General features: G+C 45.7%; 7 protein-coding genes and 11 tRNA genes. 17 read left to right on the top strand and 1 reads right to left on the bottom strand.

All coding sequences use genetic code 11. From position 1 onward, the window contains the following. Positions 1–152 precede the first annotated feature (152 nt). The 11 genes from EL84_RS10745 to EL84_RS10695 all read left to right on the top strand — a co-directional run bounded on the left by EL84_RS10745 (position 153) and on the right by EL84_RS10695 (position 1,066). Positions 153–228, top strand: a tRNA-Asn gene (locus tag EL84_RS10745). Between the two features lie 3 nt (positions 229–231). Further along, positions 232–304, top strand: a tRNA-Thr gene (locus tag EL84_RS10740). A 10-nt stretch (positions 305–314) separates the two neighbouring features. Next, positions 315–386 (top strand) — tRNA-Glu (locus tag EL84_RS10735). 7 nt (positions 387–393) lie between these two features. Beyond that, positions 394–469: transfer RNA gene (locus tag EL84_RS10730), tRNA-Val, on the top strand. 9 nt (positions 470–478) lie between these two features. Continuing rightward, positions 479–553: transfer RNA gene (locus EL84_RS10725), tRNA-Gln, on the top strand. Between the two features lie 9 nt (positions 554–562). After that, a tRNA-Lys gene (locus tag EL84_RS10720) sits at positions 563–638 on the top strand. A gap of 6 nt (positions 639–644) precedes the next feature. After that, a tRNA-Leu gene (locus EL84_RS10715) sits at positions 645–725 on the top strand. Between the two features lie 10 nt (positions 726–735). Then, positions 736–810 (top strand) — tRNA-Gly (locus tag EL84_RS10710). An 8-nt stretch (positions 811–818) separates the two neighbouring features. After that, positions 819–895: transfer RNA gene (locus tag EL84_RS10705), tRNA-Arg, on the top strand. Positions 896–910: 15 nt separating this feature from the next. After that, positions 911–984: transfer RNA gene (locus EL84_RS10700), tRNA-Pro, on the top strand. An 11-nt stretch (positions 985–995) separates the two neighbouring features. Beyond that, a tRNA-Gly gene (locus tag EL84_RS10695) sits at positions 996–1,066 on the top strand. Between the two features lie 232 nt (positions 1,067–1,298). Here the strand turns inward: EL84_RS10695 and EL84_RS32130 are convergent. After that, entirely contained in the window at positions 1,299–1,646 is a 348-nt protein-coding gene (locus EL84_RS32130; RefSeq protein ID WP_047841666.1) for a WGxxGxxG family protein, read from the bottom strand. 577 nt (positions 1,647–2,223) lie between these two features. Here EL84_RS32130 and ppc point away from each other — a divergent pair. The 6 genes from ppc (at position 2,224) to glmM (ending at position 10,646) form a co-directional block, all read left to right on the top strand. Then, positions 2,224–5,016 carry a phosphoenolpyruvate carboxylase gene (gene ppc / locus EL84_RS10685; RefSeq protein WP_047841665.1) on the top strand — a complete coding sequence of 931 codons (2,793 nt, stop codon included), beginning with the start codon at positions 2,224–2,226 and terminating at the stop codon, positions 5,014–5,016. A gap of 260 nt (positions 5,017–5,276) precedes the next feature. Then, the gene (gene sigW / locus EL84_RS10680; RefSeq protein ID WP_036614044.1) at positions 5,277–5,843 is read left to right on the top strand and encodes an RNA polymerase sigma factor SigW; all 567 of its coding nucleotides are present in this window, start codon (positions 5,277–5,279) and stop codon (positions 5,841–5,843) included. 136 nt (positions 5,844–5,979) lie between these two features. Next, positions 5,980–6,594, top strand: coding sequence for a zf-HC2 domain-containing protein (locus EL84_RS10675; protein WP_036614042.1), 615 nt, complete (start codon positions 5,980–5,982; stop codon positions 6,592–6,594). A 315-nt stretch (positions 6,595–6,909) separates the two neighbouring features. Continuing rightward, the gene (cdaA, locus tag EL84_RS10670; RefSeq protein ID WP_047841664.1) at positions 6,910–7,746 is read left to right on the top strand and encodes a diadenylate cyclase CdaA; all 837 of its coding nucleotides are present in this window, start codon (positions 6,910–6,912) and stop codon (positions 7,744–7,746) included. Beyond that, positions 7,739–9,232 (top strand): YbbR-like domain-containing protein, encoded by a 1,494-nt coding sequence (locus tag EL84_RS10665; RefSeq protein WP_053061446.1) that lies wholly within the window; start codon positions 7,739–7,741, stop codon positions 9,230–9,232. Before cdaA ends, EL84_RS10665 begins: the two co-directional genes overlap by 8 nt. 73 nt (positions 9,233–9,305) lie before the next feature. Beyond that, a complete protein-coding gene (glmM, locus tag EL84_RS10660; RefSeq protein WP_047841663.1) occupies positions 9,306–10,646 on the top strand; it encodes a phosphoglucosamine mutase in 1,341 nt (446 codons plus the stop codon). The last annotated feature ends 596 nt before the right edge of the window (positions 10,647–11,242 follow it).

Below are 11,242 nucleotides of genomic sequence, written 5' to 3'. Positions count from 1 at the left end.
CCGTTAAGCCCTCTAGCGCCGATGGTACTTGGACCGCAGGGTCCTGGGAGAGTAGGACGCCGCCAAGCGAACTCTTTCATCATACATAGAAAACAGGCTCTGCATGTGGACGTTGTACGATGAATTGCATTTGCCCTGCAAATGCATATTATTCCCTGATAGCTCAGTTGGTAGAGCACTCGACTGTTAATCGAGTTGTCACAGGTTCGAGCCCTGTTCGGGGAGCCATTTGCTCTCATAGCTCAGTAGGTAGAGTGCATCCATGGTAAGGATGAGGTCACCGGTTCGATCCCGGTTGAGAGCTTTGGAAATGGGGCCCGTTGGTCAAGGGGTTAAGACACCTCCCTTTCACGGAGGTAACAGGGGTTCGAATCCCCTACGGGTCATATAGTTGGAGGCTTAGCTCAGCTGGGAGAGCATCTGCCTTACAAGCAGAGGGTCGGGGGTTCGATCCCCTCAGCCTCCACCATATTTTTATTGGGGATTAGCCAAGCGGTAAGGCAACGGACTTTGACTCCGTCATGCATAGGTTCAAATCCTATATCCCCAGCCATTTTAGTATGAGTCATTAGCTCAGTTGGTAGAGCACCTGACTTTTAATCAGGGTGTCGAAGGTTCGAGCCCTTCATGACTCACCATCATATGCGCGTGTGGCGGAATTGGCAGACGCACTAGACTTAGGATCTAGCGTCTTTGACGTGGGGGTTCAAGTCCCTCCACGCGCATCCTTTATTTGCGGAAGTGGCTCAGCGGTAGAGCATCGCCTTGCCAAGGCGAGGGTCGCGGGTTCGATTCCCGTCTTCCGCTCCAATATTTTTGCGCCCTTAGCTCAGCTGGATAGAGCGTTTGACTACGAATCAAAAGGCCGGGAGTTCGAATCTCTCAGGGCGCGCCATTATTTTTTTAGTATCGGGATGTAGCTCAGCTTGGTAGAGCACCTGGTTTGGGACCAGGGGGTCGCATGTTCAAATCGTGTCATCCCGATTTTTGTTTATGCGGGTGTAGTTCAATGGTAGAACTTTAGCCTTCCAAGCTAATAGCGTGGGTTCGATTCCCATCACCCGCTTATAGAATATAATGAAAGAGCCTTTGCAGATGCAGAGGCTTTTTATTTTTATTAACGTAAGAATCAGCAGTATATTATGTAATATTTTATATAAAGTACAGTACAGGTTTATCTAAAAAAGAGCCAAGACCTCTCTATTTCAATAGTAAAGGGGTCTTGGCTCTTCTGTTTATCTCTGTCGATGAGCTGCTTCTAAGACGTAGCAGCTATTGTAACGTGACGTGAGTACAATCTAACGTTCGTTGTGATCCGTCACTCTTTTACGCATGCCAGCTAATCCAAGCAGTCCCAGCAAACCGAGCCAGCCCCAATCCATGCCGTTGTCACGGTCGGTTGTTGTGGCGTTTGCACGAACACTGTTGGTACGATAGTCACCATTGTTGCGGTAGTTTCCATCCATGTTCATATTCATGTTGGAATTAGTGTTTGTGCGGTCCATGTAGTTGGTGTCCTGATAAGACCGGACACGTGAGCCGGTTGTATCCATTCCTTTGGACATTTGACCATCAGCAGCAGCAGGGCCAGCCATCGCGGCCACCAGAAGCACGGAAGCAATAATTGTTGTACCTTTCTTCATCATGTGGATTCCTCCTTTTTAGTAAGAGCTACAGATTAATCTGCCCAAGAAGACAAGTACAATATGTAGAAAAAGTCTGTTAAGATATACCTTTGAGTCCAATTGAATAACAACATACATAAGAAACTTGCCTAGTAAGCAGACTGTAGTGGGAAGAAAATTATAATTACATCTTTAATTTATTGCGTCACTGTGGTAAAGTATACAAAAGCTTGCTTTGCCGGTCATGTTTCTTTGTATATCATCTGTTCTCAAACAATGAAATTATGCGGTTTAACCTTAATATCAGGTACAGGAGATCATATCTAAAAGAACTGTATATTTATGAGTTTTTAAGAATAGGTATGAGACTTTTGATTTATCTAAAGTACGTGAAAAAGGTATCATGCGACAGTATATGACCATTAATTGAAGCAGAACAAGAAAATGAATAAAAAAGCGTGTTTTTGTGCTGTAAATCGGGGATAATCCCCATTTTTTCTAGTAGAAAAATAAAGATTTTCGTACCATTTTATTGTATGATGTTATGAAGGTGTCAAATTTACGTGTACGAATGGAACGATCAGATGGGAGGATAAGCATGACTGAAACTATGGTAACCGCCAGCAAAAGCCAATCCAACAACCTGCTTCGGCGAGACGTGCGGTTCCTGGGCAATATACTCGGAGAAGTTCTTGTCCATCAAGGCGGCACGGAGCTTCTAGATATCGTTGAGAAGATTCGGGAAACGAGCAAATCGTTACGTGCAGAATTTCTGCCAGAACTCTATGCAGAGTTCAAAACGATGATCCAGGAATTAGACTCGGACAATCGTCACCAGGTTATTCGGGCTTTCGCTATTTATTTTCAATTAGTTAATATTGCTGAACAAAACCATCGGATCCGGCGTAAACGGGATTATGAACGTTCTGCTGGGGACGCTGTGCAGCCAGGATCGATTGAGAAAGCAGTACAGGATCTTAAGGAACGTGGACTGTCTCATACAGAGGTGGAAGAGATTCTCGACGATTTGTCGTTGGAACTCGTTATGACAGCTCACCCAACCGAAGCTATGCGCCGGGTTATTCTGGACATCCATAAACGGATATCCGAAGATGTCATGTCACTTGATAATCCTACGCTGACGTTGCGTGAACGTGAACAGTTGCGTGAGAAGCTGCTGAATGAGGTTATTACACTCTGGCAGACAGATGAACTTCGCGACCGCAAACCGACTGTGCTTGATGAAGTGCGGAACGGGATGTATTACTTTCATGAAACGTTGTTCCACGTACTTCCGGATGTATATCAGGAGCTGGAACGCTGCCTGAATAAATTTTATCCTGACCATGACTGGCATGTGCCGACGTATTTGCGGTTCGGTTCCTGGATCGGTGGAGACCGGGATGGAAATCCTTCGGTAACTTCAGATGTAACATGGCAGACGCTGTTGATGCAACGCAAGCTCGCTTTGCGTGAATACCAACGGATTATGATTGAACTTATGGGCCATCTCAGCTTCAGCACAAACATCATTCATGTATCGGATGAGCTGGTGCAGTCGATTGAGCAGGATCGTAATTCTGTTACATTGAAAAAAGTGGATATCTGGCGGAATGAAAAAGAGCCATACCGCATCAAATTGGCTTATATGATTGCCAAGCTGAACAATGTACTGGATGAAAACAAATTAGGTCAGCCTGACCGTTATCATAGCGCACAGGATTTGATTGATGAACTGATGATTATTGATCGAAGTCTGCGCCATCATTTTGCCGATTACGTAGCAGATACGACCATTCGCAAAATGATTCGTCAAGTCGAGTTGTTTGGTTTCCATACCGCAGCATTGGATGTGCGTCAGCACAGTAAGGAACATGAAAATGCGATGTCGGAGATTTTGGCGAAAATGAACATTGTAGAGGATTATGCACGTCTGACTGAAGACGGTAAAATCGATCTGCTTGCTCGTTTGCTGGATGATCCACGTCCGCTTACTTCTCCTTATCACCAATACACGGAGGGAACCAAAGAGTGTCTGGATGTCTTCCGTACCATCAAACGTGCCCAGAACGAATTTGGGAACGGCTGTATCACAAGTTACCTGATCAGTATGACGCAGGGCGCAAGTGATTTGCTGGAGGTTATGGTATTTGCCAAGGAAGTGGGCTTATTCACCAAAGGACACAACGGTGACGTTGTATCTACACTTCAAGCGGTACCGCTGTTTGAAACGATTGATGATCTACATGCGGCTTCGGACATTATGCAGAAGCTGTTCAACCTTCCTGTATACCGCGCAAGCGTAAAAGGACGGAATGAACTGCATGAAATCATGCTTGGTTATTCAGATAGTAACAAGGATGGCGGTGTGGTTACAGCCAACTGGGAATTGCGCGTAGCGATGAATGCCATCACGGCTGTAGGTAATGACCACGGCGTTAAGCTGAAGTTCTTCCATGGACGTGGCGGGGCTCTTGGACGTGGCGGCATGCCACTCAACCGCAGTATTCTTGCTCAACCACCACATACGATTGGTGGCGGCATCAAGATTACGGAGCAGGGAGAGGTTATTTCTTCCCGTTATTCCCTTCAGGGGATTGCATACCGCAGTCTGGAGCAGGCAACTTCGGCTCTAATCACAGCAGCACTTAATGGGCTTGAGCCGCAAGAGTCAGCATCCGAACGTCATTGGGACAGCATCATCAAAGAGATTTCGGAAGTATCTCTGACGAAATATCAGGATCTGATTTTCCGTGATCCAGACTTCTTCACCTTCTTCAAAGAATCAACGCCGCTTCCGGAGGTTGGTGAGCTGAATATTGGTTCCCGTCCATCCAAGCGTAAAAATAGCGATAAGTTTGAAGATTTGAGAGCGATCCCTTGGGTATTCGCCTGGACTCAAAGTCGTTATCTGCTTCCGGCATGGTATGCGGCAGGAACAGGATTGCAAAGTTACTATCAGGATAAAGAGGAAAATCTGGTTGTCCTGAAAGAAATGTATGCAAGCTTCCCATTCTTCCGTACATTAATTGATACGGTACAGATGGCCGTAGCCAAGGCAGATCTGGTCATTGCCAAAGAATATTCAGCCATGACTTCGAACAAGGAAGCCCGTGATCGCATCTACGGTCAGATTGAAGCCGAATTCAAGCTCACAAAAGAGCTGATTCTGAAAATTACCGGAGAAGCTGAAATTCTGGATGATGTACCGGTTATTCAAGAATCCATCCGCCTTCGTAACCCTTATGTGGATCCGTTATCCTACATGCAGGTTCAACTTCTGAGCGAGCTCAGAGATATGCGTGAACGTGGTGAGGATGATACGGAACTGCTTAGAGAAGTGTTGCTGACAATCAATGGAATCGCTGCAGGACTTCGTAATACAGGTTGATTATCAATTTGTTGTGAATGATGATTATATGTAACAAAGTACCCATTACTTTGTTAACTAAAAAGCTCCATTCTCTGCTCTACGGAGTAAGAGATGAAACGGGACTCCTGCGGGAGTTCCCGTTTTTACTGTTTTTGGCGGATATTTGTCATACAGTCTTGATTTTTGACCAAAGTTGATTTACGATTTGATTGGTGAATTACAAGTGTGGACGGGTATCAGAAGACGGAAGACCCATCAGCATGTCTGGGGGAATAAGGGTGGACAATTTGGAGAACAGGCTTATTAAACTGGTGCTCAAGGGCGACCAGAGAGCCTTTGCAGAAATCGTTGAACTATATAAGGACAAGCTATTTCATTTGGCATACCGGATGCTGAACAATCGTCATGAAGCTGAAGACGTTGTGCAGGAGACGTTTTTGCGTGTGTTTCGTAATATGGAGAAGTACGACCCGAACCAGAAGTTCTCAACCTGGATTTACCGGATCGCAACGAATCTGTGTATTGACCGACTGCGCAGGAAGAAACCTTCATACTCATTGGATGCTGAACTGAATGATCAGGAAGGATCTGATGGTTATGCGATGCTCCCGAGTGATGATCGTACACCTGAGAGTGAAGCGCTCCTGTCAGAAACGCAGACACTCATTCGTGAGGCCATTGACAGTTTGCCAGCCAAGTATAAGTCCGTTATGATTCTGAGATATTTACAGGACTTGTCGCTACAGGAAATCAGTGATGTGACAGGTATGCCCGTAACAACGATCAAGACACGCGTTCATCGGGGCCGTGATTTTCTACGTAAAAAATTGGAGTATAAGTTATAAATGTTAAACGCCTTTAAATATGGGCGAAATTATTTGAAACATATCCGAAACGGATGCGTATGTAATGTATGCAAGTCTTATGCGTGCTTTTTAATGGCACATGGACTAAGTGATTTAAGAAAGGATTGGCTCTCATATGGATTGCAACTCGGCCGTCTCTTTAATGCATGAATGTTTGGATGAGTCGTTGTCCCCGGCCCAGAAGGTTGAACTGAAAAGTCACCTTGTGATCTGTCCGGATTGTCGCATGCGCTTTAAAGAGTTGGAACAGACGGAAATGTTACTCTTTGCCATGAAACACTATTCACCGTCTGCCTCTGATGAGCTGACCAATCGAATTATGAATGCTCTGCCCCAGCCCAAGAGACAGCAAGCATGGCTCAAATGGGTCAAAGGACATCCCGCGCTGACGGCGGCAGCCTTCTTTTTGGTCGTGATGCTCTTTAGCGCCTTGAATTTCTGGAATCAGAATAACGAAATGGTTGTTAAGGGAAATAATCTGGACCAGATCGTGATTCAGGGTAACACGGTTATTGTTCCTGAAGGTAAGTCAATTGCTGGCGATCTTACGATAGAAAATGGAACCGCACAAGTATATGGTGATGTGAACGGCAATCTGACGGTTATCGACGGACAACTGTTTCAGGCTTCAACGGCGCATATTTCAGGTCAGGTGAAAAGTATTGATCAGGCGCTGGACTGGTTCTGGTACAAAATAACCAATATGGTAAATGAAGTGGCTTATCGCTAGAACAGGGTAAAATTCTTCAATGGTATATACCAAGCAGGGTACCTCCAGATTGCATGGGGTACTCTTTTTTTATACGCAAACTTTGTAATTCATGGTAAATGTGATGTTTATGTGCAGTTTGAGACTGCCGTAACTTGCAACCTGAACGTTAACGTTATAACCTAGATACTAAAGAGAACATACTACTACATATAGATAAGCATTTTGCACAAATCGAATGATGCAAAAATGCGGAGACAAAGGATTATATAAAATCCTAATGGGTTAATATGAGATCAGGGTTTACTCATCAATGGGGATAGCGGGGGCTGGCTTATGAATTATTTTGCTGACTTAACGTGGACAGAGTCCATTAAGGACGTTATCGATATATTGATCGTTACCTATATTATGTACAAACTGATTTTGCTTGTGCGGGGGACACGTGCGGTTCAGCTCCTAAAAGGGATTCTGTTCCTTGTGTTGATCTGGGCATTAAGTACGTGGCTAAACCTGTATACGCTCAAATGGTTAATGAACCAGATGTTTACGTTTGGTGTCGTTGCGGTCTTCATTATCTTTCAGCCGGAACTGCGTCGTGGTCTGGAGCAATTGGGACGCGGTAAGCTGTTTGGACGTTCAGCGGCAGCGAGTGATGAAGAACTAACCGTGTTAATTGGTGAGATTATTAAGTCAGTTAATTATTTGTCACGGCGTAAAATTGGCGCTTTGGTCGTATTTGAACGTGAAACGGGTCTGAACGATTACACGGAATCGGGCATTAAGATGCAATCTCTGGTCAGCTCGGAGCTGATGATTAACATCTTTATTCCAAATACACCGCTCCATGATGGAGCCGTTATTATACAGGGAAAACAGATTTCGGCGGCAGCTTGTTATTTGCCATTATCAGAGAATCCTTTTATTAGTAAGGAATTGGGAACACGTCACCGTGCAGCAATCGGGATTACCGAAGTTGCAGATGCGATCTGTTTGGTTGTCTCCGAAGAGACAGGACAAGTGTCACTGGCAATGAATGGACAGGTCGTTCGTGATATTAAGGAAGAATCGCTGATTGCCAAACTGTATGAGGAGTTGCGCCCTACATCCAATCTGAAAAAGAATGGCTGGACAACCTTCTGGAAACGGAAGGGAGGACGTAACAATGGATAAGTGGTTTAACAATAATAACTTTGCCAAAATACTTGCGCTTGCGGTGAGCCTGCTGCTCTGGTTCATGATTCATCTGGATGAAGTACCAACCACCCCTACGATTACAACAGGGACAACCAACAAGGTTGTGGAACGTACGGTGCCTGTTCAACCTTATGGATTAGATAGCAACAGCTATGTGCTCACTTCATTAAGTACGGATGAGGTCCGGCTGGAGATTAAAGGACAGCGCTCGATGCTAACATCGATTTTTACGAATGACGATTACAAGGTACTGGTCGATCTGAGTCAGGTGAAAGATGGGTCCAATACACTGCCACTTGTACCTGATTTGCCTTCCGGGGTAGAAGTGGTCAGCATGGAACCTTCCATGGTTACGGTGAACGTAGAAAAATTGGGCACCAAATCCTTCAATGTGAATATTGTACCCGAAGGGGAACCATCCGCCGGATACAGCGCTGGAACGCCCGTAACTGAACCTTCGACGCCGGTTAAGGTAACTCTGCCCGAAGGGCAACTCGAGGCTGTAGCGAAGGTCCAGGGCAGTGTGAGCGTGAAAGATGCCAAGGAAGATGTCATACAGAAAAAAGTGAAACTTCAAGCATACGATGCTGAAGGCAAGGTCCTTGAAAATGCGATTATAACGCCTCAAACGGTTGAAGTCCGAGTTCCGGTCAATCAGCCCTATACATCTGTACCCTTAAGAATCAAATATTCGGGACAGCTTCCGGAAGGCCTGGTACTCTCCACGGTAGAGCCAAACGTGAAAGAAGTCTCGGTTTATGGATCAGAGGATGCGCTTGCAGGTATACAGTCCTACGACCAAGTAACCCTTGATCTTACACAGTTTGATCAGTCGGGTACATCGACAGTTAACGTGGACTTGACGCCGCCTTCCGGTTTTGAGAAAATCGAGCCTAGTTCGATTCAGATCAAGGTAACCATATCACCATTTGACGAGGCAGAGGAGACAACCAAAGTCTTTCCGAACGTCCCCATCACACTTACCGGTGAGGGGAATGGACTGGAAGGGACGCTGGTTACGCCTCGAAGCGGCGGTCTGAACCTCACACTTACAGGCTCAGCAAGTATGCTTGAGGGTCTGAGTAGTGATGATCTCACGTTAACCGGGGATCTTGCTGGACTTGCGGTCGGAACGCATGAGATCAAGCTTGAAGCCGATCTGCCCCGTTATGCCAAACTGGATGAATCATCCACTGCATTAAGTGCGACGGTCAAAATTAGCGAAAAGGCTGAAGACACCACGACCACTCCTGGCGAAGAACCGACGGACGAGGGAACGGTAGCACCTGACCCAACACCAGCCGAGGTTGAAAATGGGGAAAAAGAGCCTGTTCCTGATGAAGAAGAAACGGAATCGAATACGGATACTCAGGATCAGGGTCAACAGGGGAGCACAAGCAGTCGAGGTAATTTAAATAATAATAACAGCGGTACTGGCAGTAAAAGTGGCGCGAATCCGTAAACGTTCTAATTTTAAAATTCTCAAAAAAATAATAATAGTGCTCGTATATGATGCGAATAGAAGGAGTTAAATCATGGGGAAATATTTTGGTACAGACGGTGTAAGAGGGGTTGCCAATAAAGAGTTAACGGCAGAGCTGGCTTACAGCATTGGACGTTGTGGTGGTTACGTGCTTGCAGGTGGTGTGGAAAGACCAAAAGTGGTTATCGGCATGGATACTCGTATTTCGGGATTGATGTTGGAATCCGCACTGGTTGCAGGTCTGTTGTCCATTGGCGCTGATGTGATCCGTCTGGGCGTTGTATCCACTCCGGGAGTGGCGTACATTGCACGTTTGTTGAAAGCTGACGCGGGCGTGATGATCTCGGCCTCCCACAATCCGGTTGAGGATAACGGAATTAAGTTCTTTGGTGGAGATGGCTTCAAGCTGTCTGATGAAACAGAGAACCAGATTGAAGAACTGATGGATGCGGAGACAGATCAATTGCCACGGCCAGTTGGTGGCGGGCTGGGTACTGTAACGACAGATGAAGAATCCCGTTATCGTTACCTTGATTTCCTGAAAACGACTGTAAATGAATCGTTCTCTGGACTTAAAATTGTTTTGGACTGTGCAAACGGAGCAGCTTATGAACTGGCACCAAAATTGTTCAGTGAACTAGGTGCAGAAGTCATTGCCATTGGCGCTGAGCCTAACGGCCTGAATATTAATGAGCAATGTGGATCAACTCATCCAGAGAATCTGAAACAAGAAGTGCTCAAACATAAAGCAGATCTGGGTCTTGCTTTTGACGGGGATGCGGATCGTCTGATTGCTATTGATGAGACAGGCGCTGAGGTGGATGGAGACTTCATTCTGTGTATCTGTGGTGATGCGATGAATCGTGCAGGCAAGTTGAAGGACAGTACTGTTGTATCGACCGTTATGAGTAACATCGGATTCTACAAAGCAACAGAGAAACTTGCACTGAAAACAGCTAAAACGGCAGTAGGTGATCGTTATGTGATGGAGGAAATGCGTCGCGGCGGTTACAACTTGGGTGGAGAACAATCTGGCCATGTTATTTTCCTGGATTACAATACAACTGGAGACGGTATGCTGACTGCGATTCAACTCGTGGATACGCTCAAGGCTTCCGGTAAAAAACTGAGTGAACTAAAAGCGCTAATGACCCAGTACCCACAAGTATTGGTGAATGTGCGTGTTGAAGATAAGAGCAAATACGAGGGCAATGCTGCAATCGAGCAAGCTATTGCTACAGTAGAACAGCAACTCGGCGATAATGGACGTGTACTCGTTCGTGCTTCAGGTACTGAATCTCTGATCCGTGTTATGGCGGAAGGACCAGATAAAGACGAACTTGAACAATTTGTGTCTCAAATCGCAGATGTAGTGCAAAAAGAGCTGGTATAGGACTGGAAGATGTAAGAGATACCTTCTGCATAAGGTTTTCTTAAGTGAATTGTTGTGTAGAACGAGGCTTAATATAACATGATTTAGGACTTATGCATGGATATTCCTGCGTCCCGGCCTGATGAGACCATAGGTCCGTTTATCCGGTCGGGATTGTAGGTAAATATGCTAAAATTGTCACAGGTACTTTGCTCCATTGCAAAATGGACCTGACGTGCATATAATGAGTGGAGTCGTCATTCAGACACAGAAAGTGAGGAACGTAAGGTTACAGTTACACAAGCGCCAGAGCTTGGAGTTGCGCGGGATGATGTTGATCAGGATTTCTTCTAGGTTGAAGAACGGCTGATTAAGATCAACGGCAATCAAGCTGACGAGGTGGAGGTGTTCGGATTGTTCGGCGGGGACCTCCCGGTGAAGCACCAGAGCCGTAAACCGGATTGCGGAAAATGGATAGGTGACTGTCCACACAACGCGCCGGTGCAGGTGCAAGAGTTAAACTAAAATTCAAATGAATGTGCGTGAAGAGCGTAAACAGTACGCGGACGGGAAAATGATGTACATTCATGATTGCATTCATAACAGCTTATGATGAC

It is taken from the genome of Paenibacillus sp. VT-400, from assembly GCF_001029205.1.
Lineage (GTDB): Bacteria > Bacillota > Bacilli > Paenibacillales > Paenibacillaceae > Paenibacillus > Paenibacillus amylolyticus.
This window is presented reverse-complemented; position numbering and strand designations above follow the sequence as displayed.

Bases quoted from the DNA above. Each gene is read 5' to 3' on its own strand.
- EL84_RS10665 (WP_053061446.1), top strand. From the start codon at position 7,739: ATGGATAAGTGGTTTAACAATAATAACTTTGCCAAAATACTTGCGCTT.
- ppc (WP_047841665.1), top strand. From the start codon at position 2,224: ATGACTGAAACTATGGTAACCGCCAGCAAAAGCCAATCCAACAACCTG.
- EL84_RS32130 (WP_047841666.1), bottom strand. From the start codon at position 1,646: ATGATGAAGAAAGGTACAACAATTATTGCTTCCGTGCTTCTGGTGGCC.
- EL84_RS10675 (WP_036614042.1), top strand. From the start codon at position 5,980: ATGGATTGCAACTCGGCCGTCTCTTTAATGCATGAATGTTTGGATGAG.
- glmM (WP_047841663.1), top strand. From the start codon at position 9,306: ATGGGGAAATATTTTGGTACAGACGGTGTAAGAGGGGTTGCCAATAAA.
- cdaA (WP_047841664.1), top strand. From the start codon at position 6,910: ATGAATTATTTTGCTGACTTAACGTGGACAGAGTCCATTAAGGACGTT.